23 protein-coding genes and 3 tRNA genes are annotated in these 25,178 nt (G+C 58.9%); 3 read left to right on the top strand and 23 right to left on the bottom strand.

The window, feature by feature from the left end; genetic code table 11:
• The first annotated feature begins 2 nt into the window (after positions 1-2).
• Positions 3-779 (top strand): TatD family hydrolase, encoded by a 777-nt coding sequence (locus I5961_RS04060; protein WP_085702441.1) that lies wholly within the window; start codon positions 3-5, stop codon positions 777-779.
• Here the strand turns inward: I5961_RS04060 and I5961_RS04055 are convergent, their stop codons facing one another.
• From I5961_RS04055 to I5961_RS04035, 5 genes are all read right to left on the bottom strand, one after another.
• On the bottom strand, positions 780-1,169 hold the full coding sequence (locus I5961_RS04055) for a hypothetical protein (protein ID WP_085698402.1): 390 nt from the start codon (positions 1,167-1,169) through the stop codon (positions 780-782).
• A 153-nt stretch (positions 1,170-1,322) separates the two neighbouring features.
• Positions 1,323-3,353, bottom strand: coding sequence for a methyl-accepting chemotaxis protein (locus I5961_RS04050; protein ID WP_227234432.1), 2,031 nt, complete (start codon positions 3,351-3,353; stop codon positions 1,323-1,325).
• A 156-nt stretch (positions 3,354-3,509) separates the two neighbouring features.
• Complete coding sequence (gene ampE / locus I5961_RS04045) at positions 3,510-4,343, bottom strand: regulatory signaling modulator protein AmpE (protein WP_227234431.1); 834 nt, start codon at positions 4,341-4,343, stop codon at positions 3,510-3,512.
• The gene (gene ampD / locus I5961_RS04040; protein ID WP_085698399.1) at positions 4,340-4,900 is read right to left on the bottom strand and encodes a 1,6-anhydro-N-acetylmuramyl-L-alanine amidase AmpD; all 561 of its coding nucleotides are present in this window, start codon (positions 4,898-4,900) and stop codon (positions 4,340-4,342) included. Before ampD ends, ampE begins: the two co-directional genes overlap by 4 nt.
• Positions 4,901-4,964: 64 nt before the next feature.
• Positions 4,965-7,154 carry a DUF1631 domain-containing protein gene (locus I5961_RS04035; RefSeq protein WP_227234429.1) on the bottom strand — a complete coding sequence of 730 codons (2,190 nt, stop codon included), beginning with the start codon at positions 7,152-7,154 and terminating at the stop codon, positions 4,965-4,967.
• A 254-nt stretch (positions 7,155-7,408) separates the two neighbouring features.
• Here I5961_RS04035 and nadC point away from each other — a divergent pair, with 254 nt between their 5' ends.
• Positions 7,409-8,257 carry a carboxylating nicotinate-nucleotide diphosphorylase gene (gene nadC, locus I5961_RS04030; protein ID WP_011332412.1) on the top strand — a complete coding sequence of 283 codons (849 nt, stop codon included), beginning with the start codon at positions 7,409-7,411 and terminating at the stop codon, positions 8,255-8,257.
• A 51-nt stretch (positions 8,258-8,308) separates the two neighbouring features.
• Here the strand turns inward: nadC and I5961_RS04025 are convergent, their stop codons facing one another.
• The 17 genes from I5961_RS04025 to rlmE form a co-directional block, all read right to left on the bottom strand.
• Positions 8,309-8,608 carry a DUF6388 family protein gene (locus I5961_RS04025; RefSeq protein WP_085698564.1) on the bottom strand — a complete coding sequence of 100 codons (300 nt, stop codon included), beginning with the start codon at positions 8,606-8,608 and terminating at the stop codon, positions 8,309-8,311.
• Positions 8,609-8,842: 234 nt separating this feature from the next.
• Positions 8,843-8,918, bottom strand: a tRNA-Thr gene (locus I5961_RS04020).
• A 129-nt stretch (positions 8,919-9,047) separates the two neighbouring features.
• Positions 9,048-11,153: a polyribonucleotide nucleotidyltransferase gene (gene pnp / locus I5961_RS04015; protein ID WP_011332410.1), complete on the bottom strand. Its 2,106-nt coding sequence runs from the start codon at positions 11,151-11,153 to the stop codon at positions 9,048-9,050.
• Between the two features lie 193 nt (positions 11,154-11,346).
• The gene (gene rpsO / locus I5961_RS04010; RefSeq protein ID WP_085698397.1) at positions 11,347-11,616 is read right to left on the bottom strand and encodes a 30S ribosomal protein S15; all 270 of its coding nucleotides are present in this window, start codon (positions 11,614-11,616) and stop codon (positions 11,347-11,349) included.
• Between the two features lie 141 nt (positions 11,617-11,757).
• Positions 11,758-12,675, bottom strand: coding sequence for a tRNA pseudouridine(55) synthase TruB (gene truB, locus I5961_RS04005; protein ID WP_227234427.1), 918 nt, complete (start codon positions 12,673-12,675; stop codon positions 11,758-11,760).
• Between the two features lie 4 nt (positions 12,676-12,679).
• The gene (gene rbfA, locus I5961_RS04000) at positions 12,680-13,078 is read right to left on the bottom strand and encodes a 30S ribosome-binding factor RbfA (protein ID WP_085698395.1); all 399 of its coding nucleotides are present in this window, start codon (positions 13,076-13,078) and stop codon (positions 12,680-12,682) included.
• 161 nt (positions 13,079-13,239) lie between these two features.
• Positions 13,240-15,756, bottom strand: a complete 2,517-nt coding sequence (gene infB, locus I5961_RS03995) for a translation initiation factor IF-2 (protein WP_227234426.1) — start codon at positions 15,754-15,756, stop codon at positions 13,240-13,242.
• A 27-nt stretch (positions 15,757-15,783) separates the two neighbouring features.
• Positions 15,784-17,265, bottom strand: a complete 1,482-nt coding sequence (gene nusA / locus I5961_RS03990) for a transcription termination factor NusA (RefSeq protein WP_085698393.1) — start codon at positions 17,263-17,265, stop codon at positions 15,784-15,786.
• A gap of 47 nt (positions 17,266-17,312) precedes the next feature.
• Positions 17,313-17,771: a ribosome maturation factor RimP gene (gene rimP, locus I5961_RS03985; protein WP_039769696.1), complete on the bottom strand. Its 459-nt coding sequence runs from the start codon at positions 17,769-17,771 to the stop codon at positions 17,313-17,315.
• Between the two features lie 138 nt (positions 17,772-17,909).
• A tRNA-Met gene (locus I5961_RS03980) sits at positions 17,910-17,986 on the bottom strand.
• 97 nt (positions 17,987-18,083) lie between these two features.
• Positions 18,084-18,169, bottom strand: a tRNA-Leu gene (locus I5961_RS03975).
• Positions 18,170-18,191: 22 nt separating this feature from the next.
• Entirely contained in the window at positions 18,192-18,575 is a 384-nt protein-coding gene (secG, locus tag I5961_RS03970) for a preprotein translocase subunit SecG (RefSeq protein WP_011332406.1), read from the bottom strand.
• Between the two features lie 4 nt (positions 18,576-18,579).
• Positions 18,580-19,335 carry a triose-phosphate isomerase gene (gene tpiA / locus I5961_RS03965; protein ID WP_085698392.1) on the bottom strand — a complete coding sequence of 252 codons (756 nt, stop codon included), beginning with the start codon at positions 19,333-19,335 and terminating at the stop codon, positions 18,580-18,582.
• Between the two features lie 65 nt (positions 19,336-19,400).
• A complete protein-coding gene (gene glmM, locus I5961_RS03960; RefSeq protein ID WP_085698391.1) occupies positions 19,401-20,738 on the bottom strand; it encodes a phosphoglucosamine mutase in 1,338 nt (445 codons plus the stop codon).
• A 16-nt stretch (positions 20,739-20,754) separates the two neighbouring features.
• A complete protein-coding gene (gene folP / locus I5961_RS03955) occupies positions 20,755-21,606 on the bottom strand; it encodes a dihydropteroate synthase (protein WP_085698390.1) in 852 nt (283 codons plus the stop codon).
• 8 nt (positions 21,607-21,614) lie between these two features.
• Positions 21,615-23,522, bottom strand: coding sequence for an ATP-dependent zinc metalloprotease FtsH (ftsH, locus tag I5961_RS03950; RefSeq protein WP_011332403.1), 1,908 nt, complete (start codon positions 23,520-23,522; stop codon positions 21,615-21,617).
• A gap of 202 nt (positions 23,523-23,724) precedes the next feature.
• Complete coding sequence (gene rlmE / locus I5961_RS03945) at positions 23,725-24,354, bottom strand: 23S rRNA (uridine(2552)-2'-O)-methyltransferase RlmE (protein WP_085698389.1); 630 nt, start codon at positions 24,352-24,354, stop codon at positions 23,725-23,727.
• Positions 24,355-24,455: 101 nt separating this feature from the next.
• Here rlmE and I5961_RS03940 point away from each other — a divergent pair, with 101 nt between their 5' ends.
• Positions 24,456-24,764 (top strand): YhbY family RNA-binding protein, encoded by a 309-nt coding sequence (locus I5961_RS03940; RefSeq protein WP_085698388.1) that lies wholly within the window; start codon positions 24,456-24,458, stop codon positions 24,762-24,764.
• Between the two features lie 9 nt (positions 24,765-24,773).
• On the opposite strand, the gene I5961_RS03935 is transcribed toward I5961_RS03940, so the two are convergent.
• The gene (locus I5961_RS03935) at positions 24,774-25,178 is read right to left on the bottom strand and encodes an MFS transporter (protein ID WP_227234424.1); all 405 of its coding nucleotides are present in this window, start codon (positions 25,176-25,178) and stop codon (positions 24,774-24,776) included.

The raw sequence follows: 25,178 nt of genomic DNA, 5'->3' as shown, positions 1-25,178 counted from the left end.
CCGTGGAGCTGATCGACAGCCACACCCATCTGGACTTCCCCGACTTCGACGCCGACCGCGCGGCGCTGCTGAACGAAAGCCGCGCCCTCGGGGTGCGGCGAATGGTGGTGCTCGGGGTTTACGAGGGGAATTGGCAGCGGGTGTGGGACCTGGTGCAAAGCGATGCCGATCTGTACGCGGCGTTCGGATTGCACCCGGTCTATCTCGATCAGCACCGGCCTGAAGATTTGCTGGCACTGGGCGACTGGCTGACTCGGCTAAAAGGTCATCGGCAGCTGTGCGCAGTCGGCGAAATCGGCCTGGATTATTTCATCGAAACCCTCGACCGCGAACGCCAGCAGGCGTTGTTCGAGGCACAGTTGCAACTGGCGGCGGATTTCGAACTGCCGGCATTGATCCACGTACGGCGCAGCCATGCGGCAGTGATTGCCACGCTCAAGCGCTTCAAGCTCAAGCGCGCCGGGATCATCCACGCCTTCGCCGGCAGTCGTGAAGAGGCGCGGGAATACATCAAGCTCGGTTTCAAACTCGGCCTCGGCGGTGCACCGACCTGGCCGCAGGCATTGCGCATGCACCGGGTGCTGGCCGACTTGCCGCTGGACTCGGTGGTGCTGGAAACCGACTCCCCGGACATGGCGCCTGCCATGTACCCCGGCATTCGCAATACGCCGGCGCACCTGCCGGCAATCTGCGACTCACTGGCCGCATTGATGAACACCAGTGCGCCACAACTCGCCGCCGCCAGTACCGCCAACAGCTGCGACGTGTTCGGCTGGTAGTCAGTCGGCGTGGGCCTTGGCCGCGTCGAGAATCAGGGTCAGGTGCTGACGCCGCCGGGCGTAACGAATCACCGCGAAGTACACGAAAATCGTGATCAGCGACGCGTTCAACTGCTCGGTGACGCTGAGCAGCCCTACCCATTCCATCACCAGGGCCACCAGCAGCGCGGTGCACACGGTCACGAGCGCACTGGCGCGCAGCAGGCCAAGTGAATCGAGCGAACGCAAGCGTTTGATCTGCTTCGGGCAGCGCAGCTCCAGGTTTTTCTGGCAATGCGCACAGGTGAATGGTTCGTGGATGGATATGGCATTCAGTTGCCAGGGTTTGAGCACCAGCGTGGTCTGGCAGTGGGCGCAGCGGCCCTGGACGCCCAGGGTTGCGACAGACATGTGCATCTCCTCCAAGTGGTCAAAGAACAGAGCTTGGTTCATTGAAGACGAAAAACCAGCGCCCGGAGGAAAACAGGATTTGTCTTACCGATGTAAGCAAACAAGTACTACAAGCCATTCCGAAAAAACCTGCCTCAGAGGAGGCAGGTCGATTCAAACCCGGAACGCGCTGATCAATTGCTTCAACTCGACCACCTGCGCCGACAACGCACGGCTGGCATCTTCAGTCTGATGCGCGCCTTCTGCGGTGCGCTCGCCGGCACGGTTGATCTCGACGATGTTCTGGTCAATGTCATGGGCCACGGCGGTCTGCTGCTCGACGGCGGCGGCGATCTGCTGGTTCTGGTCGACGATCATGCCGACAGCGCCGAGGATGTTTTCCAGCGCCTGCTGGACTTTTTCCGACTGCCCCACCGTGCCGTTGGCCATCTGATGGCTGACGCCCATGGCCTTCACCGCCGCGCCGACGCCGCCATGGAGTTTGGCGATCATCTGCTCGATTTCTTCGGTCGATTGCTGAGTGCGTTTGGCCAGCGTGCGGACTTCGTCAGCGACCACGGCAAAACCGCGCCCCTGCTCACCGGCCCGCGCAGCCTCGATCGCGGCGTTGAGCGCCAGCAGGTTGGTCTGTTCGGCGATGCTCTTGATCACTTCCAGAACGCGACTGATCGACTGGCTGTCGCTGGCCAACTGGTTGATCACCAGCACCGACTGATCGATTTCGCTCGCCAGTGCCGCGATGCTGCCTTGCTGCGACTCCACCAAGCCGCGACCACTGATGGTTTCGTCGTTTACGCTGTGGGCGCTGCTGACCGCTGCCGCGGCACTGCGTGCCACCTCCAGCGATGTCGCCGACATCTGGTTCATTGCGGTAGCCACTTGCTCGATTTGCGTACGTTGCCCGGCGACCGCCTGATTGCTTTGCGCCGAAACATTTTCCACTTGCCCCGCCTGTCGCTCGACCTCGCCAACGGTGTGGCCGACCCGTTCGATCAGGTCATGGATTTTGCGCACCGTACCGTTGAACACCTCGCCCAACTCGCCGAGTTCATCGCGGCTGTTGGCGCGGAAATTCACCGTCATGTCGCCCGCCGCCACTTTGTCCATCATGGCACCGAGGTTTTTCAGGGTGGCGCGGGTGGAGGCGTAGAAGCCGCCGTAGAGATAGAAAATCAGCACGAACACCACCGACAACGCCACGGCTTGCAGCACCATGTGCGTGCGGTTTTGCCCCAGGCGCTGCTGCAATTGGGTGTCGAGGAATTTCAGGGTGGCGTCGTTGAGCTGATAGGTCTGGTCCATCAGCCCGGTGACCTGGTCATAAAACCCCTGCCACGGGGCGTCGAGCGTTTCGGCCATCACCACTTGCTCTTCGATCAGTGTGCCGGCCTGTTTCAGCGACGCCTTGCTGGCATCGGCCGGCGCGCTCAGAGAATCTCGGGCGGCTTTGCTCGAACCCAGCGCGTCCTGCAATTTCAGACCGTACTCGGCCTGCAGTTTTTCGATCTGCACCAGCAGCTCGTCGAAGCGGGTGCTCGACGAGCTGTTGAGAAAGCCCTGGCCCAAGGAATATGAGCCCATCGCCCGACCTTCGCCCAAGGCCTGGGTAACGGCCGGCGTGATCGCGGTGACCAGCTCGCTGAGCTGGCGAATGTCGCTCTGGTTGTCACGGCTCAAACCGGCCTGACTGGCCACGATCTGGCTGAAAATCTGCGCATTGCCCAGCAATTTGCCGATCAGCGCACTTTTGCTTTGCAGGGAGTTTTCCGCTTGCTGGTTCTTGAACGCAGCGATCATTTCATCGCGCTTGGTCTCGAAGAACTTGATCTGCTCCGGATCCTCGGTCATGGGCGTCAACCCTTGCAGGCGTGCCAGGACGTTTTGCTCAAGACTGGTGATCTGCGCCTCGACATTACCGGCCTTGCCGGACTGGCCGAGGGTAACGTTGATCTGCACCAGATTGTTGAGAGTTTCCAGATCCCGACGCAGGGTCAGGCTGCTGCCCAGCAGGTCGAGGCTCTGCAGCTCAACCCGGGTGCCCTGGAATTCGCGATAGGAATCGCGCACCAGATAGAAGTTGGTCACCAGCATTGGCACCAGGAACAGCACGCTGATCAGGCTGAACTTCATGCCGAAGCTCAAGCGGTTCATCAGCGAGACGGCGGGATAGAGCAAGCTCTTCACTGGAAGTCTCCCTTGGTTTTTCTTGTTTTTATTGGCAGGCGCGGGGCGACAGCAGATAGCCACTATCGGGCGCTATCTCTGTATAGCTCAAATCGAAGGGAGGTTTTGTAACTTAAGGTTAACGAGGGGGATTGCCCCCCTCGTCGCAGTAACGGCCTACGCGAGTACCGTCCACAGGGCAAAGCAGGCATACCACAGCACCGCGGCCCGCAGCAGCAGTTCCCACAGACAGTCGAGGGTGTTGATGCCTTCGGGGCCGACGGCGGCCGGCGGAATTTCCCCGGCAACCAGCCCGACCTTGTTGATGAGCTGGGCGGCGCTGATGTTCCAGTTCAGCAATTCGTGCAGCATCACCCGGCTGACCGCGACGAAATTGCCGACCAGGGCAAGACTCGCCGCCAACAGGCGCACCGGCACCCAGTCGAAGGCGTGACGCAGTTGCCCGGCCCGTTCGGCTACCGCCGGGTTTAGGGCGTTTTCTTCCGCCAGCGCCAGCAAGCGATAGCTCAGTGCCGCGACCGGACCGAGCAGGAAGTACCAGAAAATCACCGCGAAGAAACTCTGATAGGCCTGCCACAACAGATGCTGTTGCACTTGCTCCAGCAATTGTTCGCCGCTTTCGGCGCAGATGTTCAGATCACGCTTGGCCACATGGGCGGCGGCCTGCAGATCCTCACGACGCCAGGCGTCGCGAAACGGCCCCAGTTCGCCGAGCAGATCTCCGCGCCCCAGGCTGTAAATCACCACTAGCAAATGCACCGGCAAGGCCAGCAGACCGTAGGCCACCGGGTCCAGCACCACCAGCAGCAATCCCAGCAGCGCCACCGGCAACAGCACCAGGACGGTCAGCACCAGCCACGGCTGTTTGGCCAGCCCGCCGCTTTCAAGCTTGTGCAGTTCGCGGATCCATCCGCCATCGCGTTGAACCCGTTGGCGCAGGGCCGAGAACTTCTCGATCCAGACCGCCAGCAGTAACACCAGAAAACTCATTGTCCTTCCTCTTGTGCCAGGGCGGCGCGGTAGCGTGCCCAGTCGAATGCGGGTCCGGGGTCGGTCTTGCGTCCGGGGGCGATGTCGCTGTGCCCGCAGATGCGCTCGACAGTAATCGCCGGGAACGCCGCCTGTATCTGCCGGGTCAGCACGGTCAACGCCTGGTACTGCGCATCGGTGAACGGCAGATCATCGGTACCTTCCAGCTCGATGCCCAGTGAAAAATCGTTACAGGTTTCCCGTCCTTCGAACACCGAAACACCGGCATGCCAGGCACGCTCAAGACAGGAGACAAACTGGGTGACCTTGCCGTCACGTTCGATCAGAAAATGCGCAGATACACGCAGGTCGGCGATCCCGGCAAAGTAGGGATGTTCCGTGACATCCAGACGATTCTGGAAAAATTCCTGCACCTTGCCGGTGGCGAACTGCGCCGGTGGCAGGCTGATGTTGTGGATGACCAACAGGGAGACTTCGCCCGCCGGGCGTTCATTGAAGTTGGGCGAAGGGCAGACCTGCACCCCGTGACACCACCCGCTTGCGGGATCCAACTGCATACCGATTCCTTCAACGCCGACTGTGTTGGCGACCAGTATGCCGTGATCGGCCCCCGGCGCGCGATCACTTGCCGCGATTGAGCCGCCGCAGATTGCCGAGCACCGATTCCAGCGCCCGGTCGAACAGCAAGGTGTCGTCCAGCGCCCGCACCGCGCCGCGACGAAACGCCAGGGCCAGTTCCGTGCGATCGCGCTCCAGCACTTTCATCCCGGTACGGTCGACAAACACGTATTTGCCGGTGGCTTCGATGATCGCCGCCAGTTTGCAGCGCAGGGTGTGTTCTTCATCTTCCTCGAACGCCACCCAACTGCCCAGGCGCAGCTGATCGACCTGGCGCAAACCTGCATCGTCTGCCGGCAAACGCGCCGGCGTGCGTGGCTGCAGGCCGTCGTCGGCCATCTGCAAGACAATCGTCTGCGATACTTCGATCATTTCCGGCAGTGTGGTCTGATCCGGTTCGCTGGACGGATCGAGCAGGCGTACATGCAGCGCTTCCAGTTCGCTGAAAAAGCCGCTGGTGGCAAACGGATCGAAGGCCGAAGTGCTCAGGCCGTCGCGCAATGACTTGAGCAACCCCGGCACCAGCGCCAGCAGGCGCAGACCCGCTTTGGCGTCGTCGTGGCGCTGCACGCTCCAGATCAATTGCTCCATGGTCTGCACGTCGGCGTGCCATTCAGCGGACTGATCGCCGTGCTTGAGGCAGGTCAGCAGCAACACTTTGCTCCAGGCGTCCTGCACGAATGTCACCACCGACGGTGGCAAGACTTTGCCCAGCAACGCCTGATTCAGCGCCTGCTCGACCCGCTGGCGGGCCAGTTCGGTTTTCGCCCGGCCCTCTTCGGCATCGCGCAAACGCTGTTCAAGCAGTTCGCTGCGACGGCGTTCGTCACTGGTGAACGCGAGGAAGTCTGCCAGCAACTCGGAAAAAATCGCCGGGTCATCGACAAAATCCGTCAGCAGGCGCTGCACCACTTGTTCGATGCGCAGGTACAGGCTGTCGCGCGCATTACCGTCGCACTCCCCCCAGCCCATCGCCGCTTCGGCGATTTCATTGAGCAAGCGGCGGGCCGGGTGGCTGCTGCGGCTGAAGAAGCTTTTGTCGATCACCGCGACCTTCAACATCGGGATCTGCAACCGCGCGATCAACGCCTTGAGCGAATCCGGCAGATTGCGATCATCGAGGATGCAGTCGAAGACCATGGCCACCAGATTGATCACGTCTTCGTCAGCCCCGCCGACAATTCGCGATTTGCCGCTGCGCACGCTGACCCGGGTCAGCAACTGTTCGAGCTGATGGCGCAGATCGAAATCGTCCTGCACCGCCAGCGCCGGCACGTATTGCTGCAAGTGCGAAAGCAGGCGCAGCAGGTCCCGAGTGGAAATCGGCTGGGCGGGAGCGCTGGGTTCCAGGGTCGGCGCAACCGTGCCGCGCACGTGCAGCAGCAACTCCTGCAACGCGGTGAAGACCTCCTGCACGCCCGCATCGGCCTGGGTTTTGTCGATGCCTTCGAATTCGCTCCGCACGCTGGCCACAGCCTGATCGATGGCGCGACGGGCCGGTGCCGGTTTGAGCTCGGGCAACACGCCCGTGGCGCTCAGCAGTTGGTTGGCTTCGGCGTAAAGTTGATCTGTGTCGGCCAGCACATAGCGCTCGAACAGTTTGAGCAGGATCAGTTTGACCTTGATCTCCACCCCCAGATTGCGCCCGGCTTGCAGGAAGTATTCGCAAAGCATCGCCGGACCCAGAGGGTTGTATTGATCGTCCAGAGTCTTGCCCAACAGCGCATTGAATCGCGAAGTCAGTTGGTCGAGGGCGAAACCGTCGCGATTCAGTACGCGGCCGACCATGGTCTCCACCGCGACTTTGCGCTCCATGTCATCGGTGCGCAGGGTGGTTTCCTCATGCTGGAAGGCGTGAGAAAGGACGGTAGGCGCGGGATCGAATTGAGTGAGGCCGATAAAGGCTTCGAAGAACTGCTCGAGAAAACCGCGCTCGATGTGCTTGCGCTTGAGGCGCAGGTCACGCATGGCCTCGAAAAAGATGTTCTGTTCGACGTCATTACGTGCCCGGTCGGCCATTTCGAACAGGGTGTCGTCGGCGTTATCGAACAACTCCTGCAAACCGTTGCGCAGGCGCTGGGCAGCCTTGTCACGAACCTGAAGCAGAATCACAGGCAGGCGGGCGAGCGGCGAGTGATTCGCCTGATCGGTAGTGGCCTTGTGCAGAGGCACTACATTCCCGTCGTTGTGCATCCAAGCCTCCTGAAACGGTGATTCGCCGACGTCAAAGTCATGGCGTCAAATGCAAGGCGGATTATCTTGCAAAAGATGTCCCCGGCGCCAGAGCCGTCAGGGTTTCCCCTATACGCCGACACCTTGCAGTGACCACGCCGAAATCCGGTTTGCTCAACAAAATCGACCGGATGCAGCGCTGCGTCGCCGTTCTCGCCTTGGGTTGGCCGACGCCATGCCCCTATAATCGGGCCACTTAGTTTGTGGAGCCCGTTATGCCGAATCTACGTCTCGCCGATTTGACCGCCGAAATCGAAGCCAACGTGCGCCGTGCGTTGCTCGAAGACATCGGCAGCGGCGACATCACCGCGCAACTGATCCCGGCCGAACGCCTGGCCAAAGCCACTATCATCACCCGCGACGCCGCCGTCATCAGTGGCACGGCCTGGGTCGATGCAGTGTTCCGCCAGCTCGATCCCCGGGTGGCGGTGCATTGGCAGGTGCGCGATGGGGAACGGGTTTCGCCGAATCAGCCGCTGTTTCATCTGGAAGGCCCTGCACGCTCGCTGCTGACCGGTGAGCGCAGCGCGCTGAACTTCCTGCAATTGCTGTCGGGCGTGGCGACCCGCGCGCAGTACCTGGCGGACTTCGTCGCCGAGACGTCGGTGAAACTGCTCGACACGCGCAAGACCCTGCCGGGCCTGCGCCTGGCGCAGAAATACGCGGTCACCTGCGGTGGCTGCCACAACCACCGCATCGGCCTCTACGATGCGTTCCTGATCAAGGAAAACCACATCGCCGCCAGCGGTGGCATCCCGCAGGCCATTGCCGCCGCGCACAAGATTGCACCGGGCAAACCGGTGGAAATCGAAGTGGAAAGTCTGGAGGAACTGAAAGAAGCGCTGGCCGCCGGTGCCGACATCATCATGCTCGACGAATTGAGCCTCGATGACATGCGCGAAGCCGTGCGCCTGAACGCTGGCAAGGCAAAACTGGAAGCCAGTGGCGGCATCAACGAAAGCACGTTGCTGCCGATCGCACAGACCGGGGTGGATTACATCTCGATCGGCGCGATGACCAAGGATGTGAAGGCCGTGGACCTGTCGATGCGCCTGAGCATCTGAGGCAGTCGGGCAATAAAAAACGCCAGCCGTTTCGAGGCTGGCGTTTTTGTTTCAGACCACCAGATTGTTCATCTCGCAGTACTCTTCCCAATCGACACCCAATACTTCGGCCGCCTCCTTGTGCAGTTCCAGGCGCTTGGCCTCGAACTCCTCAGGCGTACTGGTGTACTTGAGGGTCAACTCCCAAGGCTGCAGCCCCTGGGCTTCGGCTTCGTCTTCGAACGCCCACTGGATCTGGTCCTTCTGTTCATCGGGACTCAGGTCCTTGATCTCTTCCTTCAGATCCGGAACATCCAGGATGTATTTTCTAAGCGCTTCTTCGTGACGTTGCTCTTGAGTTAATTCGGTCATGGCGTTCTCGCTGATCATGGGAATGGAGGATGGATCTGGATCATCAAGGATCTCTCTGACGCGGACTGTCCGGCCTTCGGAACCATTCGGGATCATCTGAAAACTGCTGGGCGATGCTCATGCAGGCACCGAATATAGGACGTTTGCATGACGAATTACACGGCTCTTTACATCTCTCCCACAAAAAGTTGACCTGTGGAACATAAATGCCGGTTTAAAAGGATAACGGAGAGGTGGTGCCCGAGACAGGAATCGAACCTGCGACCTTCGCGTTACGAGTGCGCTGCTCTACCGGCTGAGCTACACGGGCGGTGGGCTAAACCTAGCACTGGTCTTGCAGGTCGGCAACTTTGCCGAATGGCTCGATATTTCACGGACAAAAAAATGCCCCGCCGTTTTCACGGCGGGGCATTTTCATTGCGCTAGGGCTGCGGGGTGATTAAACGCCCGAAGCCTTGGCAGCTGCCACGTCTTTGATGGACAGCTTGATACGGCCGCGGTTGTCCACGTCCAGTACCAGCACTTCCACTTCCTGGCCTTCTTTCAGGATGTCGGTCACTTTCTCTACGCGAGCGTCGCTCAGCATCGAGATGTGAACCAGACCGTCCTTGCCTGGCAGGATGTTGACGAATGCGCCGAAGTCGACGATGCGCTCAACCTTGCCGACGTAGATCTTGCCGATCTCGGCCTCAGCGGTGATACCCAGAACGCGCTGACGTGCTGCTTCAGCCGCTTCCTTGGTTTCGCCGAAGATCTTGATCGAACCGTCGTCTTCGATGTCGATCGAAGCCTTGGTTTCTTCGCAGATCGCACGGATGGTCGCGCCACCTTTACCGATAACGTCACGGATCTTGTCGGTGTCGATCTTCATCGCGATCATGGTCGGAGCGTTGGCCGACAGTTCGGTACGCGACTGGCCGATGATCTGGTTCATCTGGCCGAGGATGTTCAGGCGCGCTTCCAGGGCTTGGCCCAGAGCGATTTCCATGATCTCTTCGGTGATGCCCTTGATCTTGATGTCCATCTGCAGCGCGGTCACACCTTTGGCGGTACCGGCTACTTTGAAGTCCATGTCGCCCAGGTGGTCTTCGTCACCCAGGATGTCGGTCAGGACGGCGAACTTCTCGCCTTCTTTAACCAGACCCATGGCGATACCGGCAACCGGTGCCTTCATCGGAACACCAGCATCCATCAGGGCCAGGGAAGCGCCGCAAACGGAAGCCATCGAGCTCGAACCGTTGGATTCGGTGATTTCCGAAACCACACGGATGGTGTACGGGAACACGTCAGCGGCTGGCAGCATGGCCGAAACCGAGCGACGGGCCAGACGGCCGTGACCGATTTCACGACGACCGGCGCCACCCATGCGACCACACTCGCCCACCGAGAACGGAGGGAAGTTGTAGTGCAGCATGAACGGGTCTTTTTTCTCGCCTTCCAGAGTGTCCAGCAGTTGCGCGTCACGGGCGGTGCCCAGCGTCGCGACGACCAGAGCCTGGGTTTCGCCACGGGTGAACAGTGCCGAACCGTGAGTCTTCGGCAGAACGCCGACTTCGATGTTCAGCGGGCGTACGGTGCGGGTGTCGCGACCGTCGATACGTGGCTTGCCGTTTACGATGTTTTCGCGAACGGTGCGGTATTCGATTTCGCCGAAAGCCGCTTTGACGTCGGCAGCCGAAGGCTGGCCTTCTTCGCCGGACAGCTTGGCTACGACCTGGTCACGCAGCTCGCCCAGACGCGCGTAACGGTCGGCCTTGATGGTGATGGTGTAAGCCTGGGAGATCGCTTCGCCGAACTCGGAACGGATAGCAGCCAGCAGCTCGGTGGCTTCTGGGGCAGGTGCCCAGGTCCAGGTTGGCTTGGCTGCTTCGGCAGCCAGTTCTTTAACGGCGTTGATGACGACCTGGAACTCGTCGTGAGCAAACAGTACCGCGCCCAGCATCTGGTCTTCGGTCAGCTCTTTGGCTTCCGATTCAACCATCAGCACAGCGTCCGAAGTACCGGCAACGACCATGTCCAGGCTCGAGGCAGCTTGCTGCTCGTAGGTCGGGTTCAGCAGGTAGCCGGTGCTTTCGTGGAAAGCAACGCGAGCGGCGCCGATCGGGCCGTCGAACGGAATGCCGGAGATCGCCAGGGCAGCCGAGGTACCGATCATCGCAGCGATGTCCGGATCGGTTTTCTTGCTGGTGGAAACGACGGTGCAGACAACCTGCACTTCGTTCATGAAACCTTCAGGGAACAGCGGACGGATCGGACGGTCGATCAGTCGGGAAGTCAGGGTTTCTTTCTCGGAAGGACGGCCTTCACGCTTGAAGAAACCGCCAGGAATCTTACCGGCAGCGTAAGTCTTTTCCTGGTAGTGAACGGACAGAGGGAAGAAGCCCTTGCCCGGATCAGCTTGCTTGGCACCGACTACGGTCACCAATACGCTGACGTCGTCGTCAACGGTGACCAATACTGCGCCGGAGGCCTGACGGGCGATACGGCCAGTCTCGAGGGTAACGGTCGACTGACCGAACTGGAATTTTTTGATTACCGGGTTCACGGTGTCCTACCTTCTTTGTGGCTCTTGGGGGAACTGGTTTCTTGCGAAATTCTTGGGCAACGTCGGGAATCGGCCCGCGGATTGTCCGGGTAAAACGGTAGTTCAGATAAAACTTGAGGCTGGGAGCCTGCCGGACGTCGGCGGAACCCCGCTGACGTCTGACAGACAACCAACCTCATAGCGCAATCGCTGATTAGCGACGCAGACCCAGGCGAGCGATCAGAGCGCTGTAACGGCTCAGGTCCTTGCCTTTCAGGTAGTCCAGCAGCTTGCGACGCTGGTTAACCATGCGGATCAGACCACGACGGGAGTGGTGGTCTTTACCGTTGGCCTTGAAGTGACCTTGCAGTTTGTTGATGTTGGCGGTCAGCAGTGCAACTTGCACTTCTGGCGAACCAGTATCACCAACAGCTTGCTGGTAGTCGGCAACGATTTGAGCTTTTTCTTGAACGTCTAGAGCCATGAGGCAATCCTTTTATCAGGAAACTGTTTAAAAAACAGTTTCAACAGGCCAGGGACAAATCCCTGTATCTATAAATGAGTAGTGACCGTGCCTGTTGACAGCCACACTCGCCGGCCTGCTGTTACACAGACCGGTTTCCGGTCATTCTGACCGAATCAGTCGACGCGGCGCGATACGCCCGTCTTCGCTCACTTCACCGATACCGATGAAGCGACCGTTGTGATCCTGTACCCGCACCATGCCGAACTTCGGAGCATCCGGGGCACGTACCGGCTGGCCGTTGAGCCAGTAGAACGCGCTCGCTTCCGAGAACTGCAGCAACGGCCAATCCTGCAGGCCGCTGTCCGATGGCATCAGGAAGCGGTCGACCGCTTCGTTGCCGCCTTCGGCATGTACCGCTTCCAGCTCTTCGAGGGTCACGGTCTGCCCCAGGGTGAAAGGCCCGGCCTGGGTACGACGCAGTTCAGCGACGTACGCACCACAACCGAGTTGCTCACCGATATCCTCCACCAGAGTGCGAATATAGGTGCCCTTGCTGCAATCCACCGCGAGTCGCGCAGTATCGCCTTCGAAGGCCAGCAATTCCAAGCGCGCAATAGTAACAGAACGCGGTTCGCGCTCCACTACTTCGCCTGCACGGGCCAGCTTGTACAGCGGCTGGCCATCACGCTTGAGAGCCGAGTACATCGGCGGTATCTGGCTGATTTGACCGCGAAATTTCGGCAGGACCGCTTCAATGTCGGCCTGACAAACGGTCACCGCACGCTCCTGCAAAACCTCGCCTTCGGCGTCTGCCGTGGTGGTGGTCTTGCCCAGTTGCGCCAGGGTTTCGTAACCCTTGTCGGAATCGAGCAGGTATTGCGAGAACTTGGTCGCCTCGCCAAAGCACAGTGGCAGAACGCCGGTGGCCAGGGGATCGAGACTGCCGGTGTGACCGGCCTTCTCGGCGTTGAGCAACCAGCGAACCTTCTGCAACGCGGCGTTGGAGGTGAACCCCAACGGCTTGTCGAGCAAGATGATGCCGCTGACGTTACGACGGATACGTTTGACCTGAGCCACCGAGTTACTCCTTGGTGTCTTCGGGTGCAGCAGTTTCGTGCTGACTGTCTTCGGCCACCGCGCGCTCGATCAGAGCCGACAGGTGCGCACCACGTGCGACACTTTCGTCGTAGTGGAAATGCAATTGAGGCACGCTGCGCAGCTTCATTTCACGGGCCAGCTGCATGCGCAGGAAACCGGCGGCAGCATTGAGCACCTTGATGCTTTGCGCGATGTCTTCGGCGTTGTCCTGCCCCATCACGGTGATGAAGATCTTCGCGTGACCAACATCACGGCTGACATCTACAGCGGTAATGGTGACCAGGCCGACACGCGGATCTTTGACTTCACGACGGATCAGTTGGGCCAGCTCACGCTGCATCTGATCGCCGATACGTTGGGTACGGCTGTATTCTTTTGCCATGATTTTGTTACCTGTTACTGCCCCGCGGTGAAACCCGCAAGGTCTGAAAGCGGCAAACGCCCGGCCTGACTAAAAGCCAGACCGGGCGTTGCGTTTAGAGTCCTGACGCCGTGCCGCGCACTTGCATGCGGCGACCCGACGTGGCCCTTGAAGTGCGCGAGTCAGAGGCTGCGAGCAACCTGAACCTTCTCGAAGACTTCGATCTTGTCGCCGACCTTGACGTCGTTGTAGCTCTTCACGCCGATACCGCATTCCATGCCGGCACGTACTTCGGAAGCGTCATCCTTGAAGCGGCGCAGGGATTCCAGCTCGCCTTCGAAGATCACGATGTCTTCACGCAGTACACGGATCGGACGGTTACGGTGCACAACACCTTCGATCACCATGCAACCAGCGATCGCGCCAAACTTCGGCGAACGGAACACGTCACGGACTTCGGCCACACCGAGGATGTTCTCGCGAACATCGCTGCCAAGCATACCGGTCAAGGCTTTCTTGACGTCTTCGATGATGTCGTAGATCACGTTGTAGTAACGCATGTCCAGACCTTCCTGCTCGACGATCTTCCGTGCACCGGCATCGGCACGCACGTTGAAGCCGAACAGTACAGCGTTGGAAGCCAGTGCCAGGTTGGCATCGGATTCGGTGATACCACCGACGCCGCCACCGACCACGCGCACTTGCACTTCGTCGTTGCCCAGGCCGTTCAGAGCGCCCTGCAAGGCTTCCAGCGAACCACGGACGTCGGATTTGAGGACGATGTTGAGCGTCTTCTTCTCTTCCTGACCCATGCTTTCGAAGATGTTTTCCAGCTTGCCGGCGTGAGCGCGAGCCAGTTTGACTTCGCGGAACTTGCCTTGACGGAACAGAGCCACTTCACGGGCTTTCTTCTCGTCGGCAACCACGCTCATCTCGTCGCCCGCATCAGGCGTACCGTCCAGGCCGAGGATCTCGACCGGAATGGCCGGGCCCGCTTCCTTGATCGGCTTGCCGTTCTCGTCGAGCATGGCGCGCACGCGACCATAGTTCGAGCCGACCAGCACCATGTCGCCTTGACGCAGCGTACCGTCCTGAACCAGAACAGTCGCTACCGGGCCACGGCCCTTGTCCAGACGCGATTCAACCACGACACCACGGCCAGGAGCCGATGGAGTGGCGGTCAGCTCGAGAACTTCGGCTTGCAGCAATACCGCTTCAAGCAGTTCGTCGACGCCGGTACCCATTTTCGCCGAGACCGGAACGAATGGAGTGTCGCCACCCCAGTCTTCGGAGGTCACACCGTGGACCGACAGCTCGCTGCGGATGCGATCGAGATCAGCGCCCGGCTTGTCGATCTTGTTCACTGCGACTACCAGCGGAACGCCAGCCGCCTGAGCATGCTGAACAGCTTCGATGGTTTGTGGCATCACGCCGTCGTCCGCCGCAACCACCAGGATCACGATGTCGGTCGCCTTCGCACCACGAGCACGCATTGCGGTAAACGCGGCGTGACCCGGGGTGTCGAGGAAGGTGACCATGCCGCGTTCGGTCTCAACGTGGTATGCACCGATGTGCTGGGTGATACCGCCGGCTTCGCCAGCAGCTACCTTGGCACGACGGATGTAGTCGAGCAGCGAGGTCTTACCGTGGTCAACGTGACCCATTACGGTTACGACCGGCGCACGCGGAACCGCTTCACCTTCGAACTTCAGGGACTCGGCCAGGGAGTCTTCCAGGGCGGTGTCGCTGACCAGGGTCACTTTGTGGCCCAGTTCTTCGGCTACCAGCTGAGCAGTTTCCTGATCAAGCACCTGGTTGATGGTCGCTGGAGTACCCAGTTTGAACATGAACTTGATGATTTCGGCAGCCTTGACCGACATCTGCTGAGCGAGATCGCCAACAGTGATGGTTTCGCCGATCTTCACCTCACGCACGACAGGGCCGGTAGGGCTCTGGAAACCGTGAGCGTTGCGTTTTTTCAGCTTGGACTTGCCGCGACCGCCGCGACGGAAGCCATCGCTTTCTTCGTCGGTAGTACGTGGCGCCACGCGTGGAGCCGGCGCCTTTTCCTTGACCGATGCGCGATGCGGAGCGTTCTTGCGCTCGCCATCACCACCGCCACGACGATTGTTGTCGTCGGCGCGTGGCTTGTCCGGACGGCGCTGTTCGTCACGCTTGCGAGTGTCGGCAGCTGGCGCAGCAGCCACAACCGGCGCAGCTTCGCGCACTGGTTCGACCACTGGCGCAGGTGCAGCGACGGCTTCAGCAGGAGCGGACGGCGCAGCAGGCTGGCGACGCGCTTCTTCTTCGGCGCGCACACGGGCTTCTTCTTCAGCCTTCTGACGGGCAGCATTCTCTACCGCGCGACGTTCATCCAGTTCACGCTTGCGCTCGGCTTCGATTTCTTCCGCGCTACGCTGTACGAAAACTTTCTTCTTGCGGACTTCAACGCTGATGCTTTTGCTGCCAGCCACACGCAGGGTGCTGGTGGTTTTACGCTGCAGCGTGATCTTGCGCGGTTCTTCCACTTTCGCCTTGTGGCTGCTCTTCAAGTGGGTCAGCAGGGATTGCTTCTCACTGTCAGTCACATTTTCTTCGGCGGCGGTGTGCGGCAGACCTGCCTCACGCATCTGCTGCAACAGGCGCTCTACCGGTGTTTTGACCTCATCGGCCAGTTGTTTCACCGTGACTTGCGTCATGCACTTCTCTCCTCAGGCCGCGCCTAATTACTCGAACCAGTGGGCTCGGGCGGCCATGATCAACTTGCCGGCACGATCATCGTCAATGCCGTCGATGTCGAGCAGATCGTCAATAGACTGCTCGGCCAGGTCTTCGCGGGTAATTACGCCGCGCACCGCCAGTTCCATCGCCAAATCCTTGTCCATACCCTCAAGCGAGAGCAGGTCTTCGGCCGGATGGGCGTCTGCCAGCTTTTCCTCAGTAGCGATGGCTTTGGTCAACAAGCGATCCTTGGCACGAGCGCGAAGCTCGTTGACGATGTCTTCGTCAAAGCCGTCGATGTTGAGCATTTCTTCCAACGGTACGTAGGCAATCTCTTCCAGGCTGGTGAAGCCTTCGTCCACCAGCACCTGAGCCAGCTCTTCGTCGACTTCCAGCTCGTCGATGAAGTTGCGCAGGATGTCGCCGGTTTCTGCTTGTTGCTTAGCCTGGATGTCCGATTCGGTCATCACGTTCAGGGTCCAGCCAGTCAGCTGGCTCGCCAGACGCACGTTCTGACCACCACGACCGATGGCCTGAGCCAGATTGTCTGCGCCAACAGCGATGTCCATGGCATGGGCATCTTCGTCAACGATGATGGCCGCCACTTCTGCCGGCGACATGGCATTGATCACGAACTGGGCCGGGTTGTCGTCCCACAGGACGATGTCGACACGCTCGCCACCCAACTCGCCCGACACGGCCTGGACGCGCGAACCGCGCATACCGATGCACGCGCCTTGCGGATCGATGCGTTTGTCCTTGGAGCGGACAGCGATCTTGGCACGCGAACCCGGATCACGGGATGCGGCCATGACTTCGATCAGGCCTTCAGCGATTTCCGGCACTTCGATGCGGAACAGTTCGATCAGCATTTCCGGCGCGGTACGCGACAGGATCAGCTGAGGGCCGCGGTTCTCGGTGCGGATTTCCTTGAGCAGCGCACGCAGACGCACGCCGACCCGGAAGGTTTCGCGAGAAATGATGTCTTCACGGGCCAGCAACGCTTCAGCGTTATTACCCAGGTCGACGATCACGTTGTCGCGGGTCACTTTTTTCACGGTGCCGGAGATGATTTCTCCCAGGCGCTCGCGATAAGCGTCAACCACTTGAGCGCGCTCGGCTTCACGAACTTTCTGCACGATGACCTGCTTGGCAGTCTGTGCAGCGATGCGGCCGAACTCGATGGACTCGATCTTTTCTTCAACGACGTCGCCAACCTTGGCGCCAGGGTGCGTTTCAGCAACCTTGCTCGGCCAGGTTTCGATGGCCGGATCATCGAGATCATCCTCTTCGACGACCGTCCAGCGACGGAAAGTTTCGTAAGAACCGGTGTGGCGGTTGATTTCCACACGCAGATCAACTTCGTCTTCAAAACGCTTTTTGGTAGCAGTGGCCAGAGCCAGCTCCAGCGCTTCAAAAATTACGCTTGCCGGTACACCCTTTTCATTGGATACCGACTCAACAACCAGCAGTACTTCTTTGCTCATCGTACGCCTCGCCTTTCGCAAGCCATTGGATCCGCGGGATCCGCGTCTCAGTCAAAACTGGGAATAATGTTGGCCTTGTCGATCATATCGATCGGCAACAGGAATTCATGGTCATCTACCTGCACCACGACGTCCTGTTCTTCTACACCGCGCAGAAGGCCCTGAAAGTTGCGTCGACCTTCAAAAGGCGAGCGCAGCTTGATCTTCACTTGTTCACCGACATATTTGGCAAACTGCTCAAGAGTGAACAGTGGGCGTTCCATGCCTGGCGAGGAAACTTCAAGGGTGTATTCAACGGAGATCGGATCTTCAACATCCAGCACACCGCTGATCTGACGGCTGACGATGGCGCAATCGTCCACCAGTACGCCGCCTTCCTTATCGATATAAACGCGCAACATTGAGTGGCGACCTTGAGCCGAAAACTCAATACCCCAGCATTCATAGCCTAGGGCCACGACCACCGGGGCCAGCAAGGCCTGCAACTCTTCTAGCTTGCTCGACACCTGAACCCCCTCGTGCATGTATGTGCATGCTATGCAAAATAAAAAAATGGGCGAAACGCCCATCCTTGAAACGCCGTCGAACAGCGGCGTTGAAAGTGTCCAGCTAACAAAAAGCCCCTTAAAAGGGGCTCCTTAAACTGGTTGCGGGGGCCGGATTTGAACCGACGACCTTCGGGTTATGAGCCCGACGAGCTACCAGACTGCTCCACCCCGCGACAAAGCTGGGGCGGAAGTATACGACCGATCCCCTTTAGGGTCAATGTAACCTTCCACCTGCAAGAAAGCCCGCAACAGCGGGCTCTCCTGACTAATTGGTACCGAGAAGGGGACTCGAACCCCTACACCCTATGGGCACAACCACCTCAAGGTTGCGTGTCTACCAATTCCACCACCTCGGCAATACTACGTTTGAAACCCTTCTTACTTTTGCTCTTGAGCTGGAGGTACGTCAGTCGCTGGAGTAGCCGACTTTTGCTCTTGAAGCACCGGGACATCATCAGAAGCCGGTTGCTGCTTTGGAACTTCCAATACTGCCGGGTTTGGCAAACCTGCTTGAGTCAGCTGATGAGCCTTCTCTTTAGCAAAGTAACCTAACCCCAAGCTGGTTATGAAGAAACCGGCGGCAAGTATAGCAGTAAACTTACTAAGAAAGGTAGAGGAACCTTGGCTTCCGAACACAGTATTTGAAGCACCTGCTCCGAAAGACGCGCCAGCGTCCGCACCTTTACCCTGCTGCAGCAAAACCAGAGCAACTACGCCCAACGCACCCAGCAGATGAAAAACGACTACGACTGTTTCCAGCATTTTTTCAGTTTCCCGCGGCGCGACAGATCGCACCGAACTCATCTGCATTCAGGGAAGCTCCACCAATGAGCCCCCCATCGATATCCGGCATGCCGAACAGTTCGACCGCATTGGCCGCCTTCACGCTGCCGCCGTATAGAAGCCGCACACCTCGTGCCACTTCAGAATTCTCTGCCGCCAACTGCTCACGAATGGCTTTATGCACATCTTGAGCCTGTTGCGGCGTCGCAGTCAGCCCGGTACCAATCGCCCAGACCGGCTCGTAAGCGATCACTGCGTTGGCAAAAGCACCGACACCCAGCTCTTCTATGATACTGCCCAGCTGACGCCCGACAATCTCAAGAGTTTTTCCGGCCTCACGCTGCTCCAGGGTCTCCCCCACACACAATACCGGAATCAAGCCACATGCCTGTGCCGCTGCGAACTTGCGATTCAGCATTCCGTCTCGCTCGCCCATTATCTGGCGGCGTTCGGAGTGCCCGACAAGCACCAGGGAACAACCTGCATCCACCAACTGACTCGGCGCAATCTCGCCTGTCAACGCACCTTGCATGGATTCCACCGCAGAGTTCTGCGCACCGACCGAAATCGATTTGCCTTTCAAGCCATCAATCACCTGATTGATATGCAAGCAAGGCGGGAACACCGCGACATCAACACCGCTTGGCAAGGCCAGATGACGAAGGCCGTTGATCAGCTCAGCGACGCTGGCGCGGGTACCGTGCATCTTCCAGTTACCAGCTACCATAGGGCGACGCATGCTGTACCTCGTCGGTCAAAGTGGGCGCAGATGTTACCCAACACAATCATGGCTGGCAAGCCGAATCAGGCAGAAACTTCAGTTACCAGTTTTGCCAGCTCTTCGGCATAGCCACGAACCTGAGTTTCGTCCTCGCCTTCGACCATCACCCGCACCAGAGGCTCTGTTCCGGACTTGCGCAAAAGCACGCGACCACGACCCGCCATCGCCTGGGTCACGCGCGCACTCGCTTCCTTGACAGCCGGGTGCTCCAACGGGCTTTCGCCCCCACCGAAACGCACGTTGATCAGCACCTGCGGACATTTGCGCAATGCCTGGCGAGTTTGAGCAAGCCCCTCGTTACGCGTCTTCAGCGCCATCAGCACTTGCAAGGCCGCGATGATCGCATCACCTGTGGTGGTGTGATTGAAGCACACGACATGCCCCGAGTTTTCTCCACCCACCAGCCAGTTACGCTCCAGCAGTTCGGCGATCACATAGCGGTCACCGACATTGGCGCGCACAAAAGGAATACCCAAATCCGCGAGCGCGAGCTCAAGTCCAAGGTTACTCATCAAGGTACCGACTACACCGCCTTGCAACTTGTCGCGCTCATGAAGATCGCGCGCAATGATGTACAACAGTTCGTCACCATCAACAATCGCACCCGTGTGGTCGACCATCAGCACCCGGTCACCATCGCCATCGAAGGCGATACCCAGATCCGCATGTTCGGACAACACCGCCGCCTGCAATTGCCCCATATGCGTGGAGCCGCAGTTGTCATTGATGTTCAGGCCGTTAGGCTGCGCCGACAAAACGACGACCTCGGCGCCCAGCTCACGAAAAACACTCGGCGCCACTTTATAGGTAGCACCGTGTGCGCAGTCGATGACGATCTTCAGCCCGGAAAAACTGGTACCAGTCGGCACGGAGCTCTTGCAGAATTCGATATAGCGGCCGGACGCATCATTGATTCGCGACACCTTGCCGATCTTGCTCGACTCGACAACGGTCATTGGTGTATCGAGCAACTCTTCAATCATCAACTCCAGCTCATCGGGCAGCTTGGTGCCCTTGCCGGAGAAGAACTTGATGCCGTTATCGTCATGCGGATTGTGCGATGCACTGATCACGATCCCGGCCTCAGCCTGGAATGTACGCGACAAATAGGCGATGGCCGGAGTCGGCATCGGGCCGAGGAGCATGACATCGGCGCCCGCAGATGTCAGGCCAGCCTCAAGGGCCGATTCAAACATGTAGCCGGAAATCCGCGTGTCCTTGCCGACCAGCACCTTGCAGGCACCCATCTTGCGAAATGCCATACCGGCAGCCCAGCCGAGCTTGAGCATGAAGTCAGGAGTGATCGGGTATTCCCCGACACGACCACGAATACCGTCAGTACCAAAGTATTTCTTGCTCATAAGTGCTCCATCATTCTTATTCGGCTGATTCCACGGCCGCGAGCATTCGCACCACGTCCACCGTTTCCGCCACATCATGGACGCGCAATATACGCGCACCTTTCACTGATGCCAGTGCGGCCAAAGCCAGACCACCGTAAAGACGCTCACCCACAGGGCGATTCAATGCATGACCGATCATGCTTTTGCGTGAAACACCCACCAACAGAGGCCGCCTCAGCGCATGCAGGGCCTCCATATGCCTGAACAAGCTTAGATTGTGCTGCAGGGTTTTGGCGAAGCCGAAGCCCGGATCGAGAATGATCCGCTCGGCGGGAATTCCTGCCCTCTCACACTGAACCATGCGCTCAGCAAGAAACTCACCTACCTCACGGGTGACATCCTGATAACGCGGATCGTCCTGCATATCACCAGGCTCGCCGAGCATATGCATCAGGCACACGGGCAATCCCGTGGCGGCCGCCGCATCAAGTGCGCCATCGCGCCGTAGCGAACGAACGTCGTTGATCAAGCCAGCACCCAAGCGAGCCGTTTCGCGCATGACCGCCGGAGTAGATGTATCGACGGATATGACCACATCCAGTTCGCGATTGATCAGCTCGACAACGGGCGCGACACGCTCCAGCTCCTCCAAGGGAGAAACCGCCCGCGCGCCTGGCCGGGTCGACTCGCCGCCCACATCGATCAGCGTCGCACCCGCCGCAACCATGGCTTCGGCATGACGCAAGGCCGCGTCGAGCTGGCTGTATCGGCCACCGTCGGAAAAGGAATCGGGAGTGACATTGAGAATGCCCATGACATGAGTCCGGGCCAAATCAAGAACCCGGTTGCCGCAAGGCAACCGGGTCAGGGACTGTACAGAAGTCATTTCAAACCTTAAACGTCGGCAGCAGGACCGCCAATCGGTGTTTCCGGACGCTCACCCTGAATGACAGGAGGCGTGCCAGTTCCGGTGCCGCCCGACCAGTCGCGAGGCTCGCGAGGTGTACGTCCGGCCATGATGTCGTCGATCTGTTCGGCATCGATCGTTTCGTACTTCATCAGGGCATCCGCCATGGCATCGAGCTTGTCGCGGTTGTCCGTGAGAATTTGCTTGGCCGTGCCGTAGCACTGGTCGATGATGCTGCGCACTTCGGAGTCGATCAGCTTGGCTGTCTCACCGGAGAAGCTGGCATTCTGACCGCCACCACCGCGACCGAGGAATACTTCACCCTCTTCTTCGGCATACATCAACGGACCGAGCTTTTCCGACAGACCCCATTTGGTCACCATGTTCCGCGCAATCTGACTCGCGCGCATGATGTCGTTGGAAGCACCCGTGGTCACACCATCGAAGCCCAAAGTCATTTCTTCGGCAATTCGGCCGCCGTACAACGAGCAGATCTGACTGATCAGCGCACGCTTGGACAGGCTGTAACGATCTTCTTCCGGCAGGAACATGGTCACACCCAGCGCACGACCGCGCGGGATGATCGATACCTTGTAGACCGGATCATGCTCGGGCACGACACGACCAACAATGGCATGGCCTGCCTCGTGATAAGCAGTGTTCTGCTTTTCCTTCTCGGACATGACCATGGATTTGCGCTCGGCGCCCATCATGATTTTGTCTTTGGCCAGTTCGAACTCTTTCATCTCGACGATGCGCTTGCCGGCACGAGCAGCAAACAGCGAAGCCTCGTTGACCAGATTCGCCAGATCGGCACCGGAGAAGCCCGGAGTACCACGCGCAATAACGGCCGGAGCGACATCGTCACCCATTGGCACTTTACGCATGTGAACCTTGAGGATCTGCTCACGACCACGTATGTCCGGCAGACCGACCACAACTTGACGGTCGAAACGACCAGGACGCAGCAATGCAGGGTCGAGCACGTCAGGACGGTTGGTCGCAGCGATGACGATAATGCCGTCATTCATTTCGAAGCCATCCATCTCCACCAGCAACTGGTTGAGAGTCTGCTCGCGCTCATCGTGACCGCCGCCCATGCCGGCGCCACGATGGCGACCAACGGCGTCGATCTCGTCGATGAAGATAATGCACGGAGCGTGTTTCTTGGCCTGTTCGAACATGTCACGAACACGGCTGGCGCCAACACCGACGAACATTTCGACGAAGTCGGAACCGGAAATGGTAAAGAACGGCACTTTGGCTTCGCCGGCAATCGCCTTGGCCAGCAAGGTTTTACCGGTACCCGGAGGACCGACCATCAGCACTCCACGAGGAATGCGGCCGCCCAGGCGCTGGAACTTGCCCGGATCACGAAGGAATTCAACCAGCTCACCAACTTCTTCCTTCGCTTCGTCGCAACCGGCAACGTCAGCCAGAGTGGTTTTCACCTGATCTTCGGACAGCAGACGCGCCTTGCTCTTTCCAAAGCTCATCGGCCCGCCCTTGCCGCCCGCGCCGCCCTGCATCTGGCGCATGAAGAACATGAACACCGCGATGATCACCAGGATCGGGAAGCTGGCTACCAGGAGCTGGGTCCAGATACTTTGCTGCTCAGGCTGCTTGCCTTCGACCACAACGTGGTTGTCGACGAGATCGCCGATCAGGCCATTGTCCTGGATTGCCGGACGAATGGTCTTGAAGCTATCGCCATCGTTGCGTTTGCCGGTAATCACGTAGCCGTCGACGGCCACGCGCTCGACCTTGCCATCCTTGACCTGCTGGATGAAGTCGGAATAGTTGAGGGTCTGCGGCTCGTTAGGGCTGGAGAAGTTGTTCATCACCGTCACCAGGACAGCCGCGATGATCAACCACAGGATCAGATTCTTTGCCATATCGTTCAATTAACTACCCTCTGAAGCAAGCTCCGCTACTGGCGCGCGCTTCGCATGATATTCACCGGCCTAACTTACTACATTACCTACAGCTCTGGCAGGCGCCGTCTGTAACCCTTTGTGAAACACTTTCTACACAATATTCGCTTATGCACGCGGGGCGAAATACGAAAAACCTATCACCCCGGCAAAAAACCTCGTTTTACTCACTGTGACCGCGATAGCCCCAAGCCAGCATATATTGCTCGCGGGAACTGTCGCGGGAAGAGTCCGGTTTAATCATCTGGACCTTGTCGAATTTCCGACGAGCGTCCTTCAGATAAGTATCGAACCCTTCGCCCTGAAAAATCTTGATCAGGAAATTACCGCCCGGCTTGAGAATCCGCTCCGCCAGGTCAAGCGCCAGTTCGCAAAGAAACATGGCTTTCGGCATATCTACGGCGGGCGTACCACTCATATTGGGGGCCATATCGGAAATCACAAGGTCCACCTGTGAATTACCCACCGCCTCAAGGATTTGAGCAAGGACTTCATCCTGAGTGAAATCCCCCTGAATGAAGGTCACATCCGGAATGCTGTCCATTTCCAGGATGTCCGAAGCGATCAGACGCCCCTGACCACCGATCAACCGACTGGTGACCTGCGACCAGCCGCCGGGCGCGGCGCCCAGGTCGACAACGCTCATGCCGGGCCGGATCAGTTTGTATTTTTCCTGGACCTCCAGAAGCTTGTAACTCGCACGCGAACGGTAACCGTCCTTCTGCGCCTGCTTCACATAGGGGTCATTGACATGTCTTTTCAGCCAACCAAGGCTTGTCTTGGAACGCGCCATTGGGCACCTCGTTGATTAGGGTCGTGATTAATTGGGCGGATCCACGAGCCCTCGGGTAAAATGGCCGCCATTTTACAGAATCCAGACGAAAGGGTCAGATTATGCCGCTCACTCCCGAGCAGAAGAAACAGTACAAATCCATTGGCCACCACCTGAAACCAGTTCTGACTGTGGCTGACAACGGTTTGACTGAGGGTGTTTTAGCCGAACTCGAACGCGCATTGGCGGATCACGAGCTGATCAAGATCAAGCTCAACATCCTCGATCGTGAGGCGCGCCTGGCGTCCATTGCAGAGCTGTGCAAGGTCGGCAAGGCCGATCTGGTTCAAGTCATCGGCAAGATGGCACTGATTTACCGCAAGAACTTCAGCGTCAACAAGCAGCTGTCGAACGTCCATCGCTTCAAGTGATGGCCAGGGTCAAGGGTGTGCTTCGCGCACCCTGCCACTCCATCCCGGCACCGGCTGCAAAACCAGCACCAACCCGGAGAAACCCAGTACAAGAAAGCTGAACTCCTGCCAGCGCTGCGCATCCGGCCAGCCGACACGCACTGCGACAAACATCGCACACGCATACAACGCCATCAGCAACACCTGTCCGCGAAAATCCCGCCATAGACTGGCAAGGCCTTCGGCCTGTACCAGCACCAAAGCCTGAAATATCAAGCACGCAACGGCGAAACCCACCACCGCCACTTCAAACGTAGTTGCAACTTCATCGATCAACAGCGGTGCCAGGCCGATTTGACCCAGCACCGGTCGCAGACCGAGATGAACCAGCCACAAGCCACCAACCCACAACATCTGGGCCAGTTGCCAGAGCAT

It is taken from the genome of Pseudomonas sp. IAC-BECa141, assembly GCF_020544405.1.
GTDB lineage: Bacteria > Pseudomonadota > Gammaproteobacteria > Pseudomonadales > Pseudomonadaceae > Aquipseudomonas.
The sequence above is the reverse complement of the archived record's forward strand: the minus strand, read 5'-3'. Positions and strand labels throughout refer to the sequence as shown.

What these genes read in the sequence shown, in the direction of transcription:
- I5961_RS04055 (WP_085698402.1), bottom strand. Translation starts at nt 1,169, where the DNA reads ATGTCTGTCGCAACCCTGGGCGTCCAGGGCCGCTGCGCCCACTGCCAG.
- ampE (WP_227234431.1), bottom strand. Translation starts at nt 4,343, where the DNA reads ATGAGTTTTCTGGTGTTACTGCTGGCGGTCTGGATCGAGAAGTTCTCG.
- ampD (WP_085698399.1), bottom strand. Translation starts at nt 4,900, where the DNA reads ATGCAGTTGGATCCCGCAAGCGGGTGGTGTCACGGGGTGCAGGTCTGC.
- I5961_RS04035 (WP_227234429.1), bottom strand. Translation starts at nt 7,154, where the DNA reads ATGCACAACGACGGGAATGTAGTGCCTCTGCACAAGGCCACTACCGAT.
- nadC (WP_011332412.1), top strand. Translation starts at nt 7,409, where the DNA reads ATGCCGAATCTACGTCTCGCCGATTTGACCGCCGAAATCGAAGCCAAC.
- I5961_RS04025 (WP_085698564.1), bottom strand. Translation starts at nt 8,608, where the DNA reads ATGACCGAATTAACTCAAGAGCAACGTCACGAAGAAGCGCTTAGAAAA.
- rpsO (WP_085698397.1), bottom strand. Translation starts at nt 11,616, where the DNA reads ATGGCTCTAGACGTTCAAGAAAAAGCTCAAATCGTTGCCGACTACCAG.
- rbfA (WP_085698395.1), bottom strand. Translation starts at nt 13,078, where the DNA reads ATGGCAAAAGAATACAGCCGTACCCAACGTATCGGCGATCAGATGCAG.
- infB (WP_227234426.1), bottom strand. Translation starts at nt 15,756, where the DNA reads ATGACGCAAGTCACGGTGAAACAACTGGCCGATGAGGTCAAAACACCG.
- nusA (WP_085698393.1), bottom strand. Translation starts at nt 17,265, where the DNA reads ATGAGCAAAGAAGTACTGCTGGTTGTTGAGTCGGTATCCAATGAAAAG.
- secG (WP_011332406.1), bottom strand. Translation starts at nt 18,575, where the DNA reads ATGCTGGAAACAGTCGTAGTCGTTTTTCATCTGCTGGGTGCGTTGGGC.
- tpiA (WP_085698392.1), bottom strand. Translation starts at nt 19,335, where the DNA reads ATGCGTCGCCCTATGGTAGCTGGTAACTGGAAGATGCACGGTACCCGC.
- glmM (WP_085698391.1), bottom strand. Translation starts at nt 20,738, where the DNA reads ATGAGCAAGAAATACTTTGGTACTGACGGTATTCGTGGTCGTGTCGGG.
- folP (WP_085698390.1), bottom strand. Translation starts at nt 21,606, where the DNA reads ATGACTTCTGTACAGTCCCTGACCCGGTTGCCTTGCGGCAACCGGGTT.
- ftsH (WP_011332403.1), bottom strand. Translation starts at nt 23,522, where the DNA reads ATGGCAAAGAATCTGATCCTGTGGTTGATCATCGCGGCTGTCCTGGTG.
- rlmE (WP_085698389.1), bottom strand. Translation starts at nt 24,354, where the DNA reads ATGGCGCGTTCCAAGACAAGCCTTGGTTGGCTGAAAAGACATGTCAAT.
- I5961_RS03940 (WP_085698388.1), top strand. Translation starts at nt 24,456, where the DNA reads ATGCCGCTCACTCCCGAGCAGAAGAAACAGTACAAATCCATTGGCCAC.
- I5961_RS03935 (WP_227234424.1), bottom strand. Translation starts at nt 25,178, where the DNA reads ATGCTCTGGCAACTGGCCCAGATGTTGTGGGTTGGTGGCTTGTGGCTG.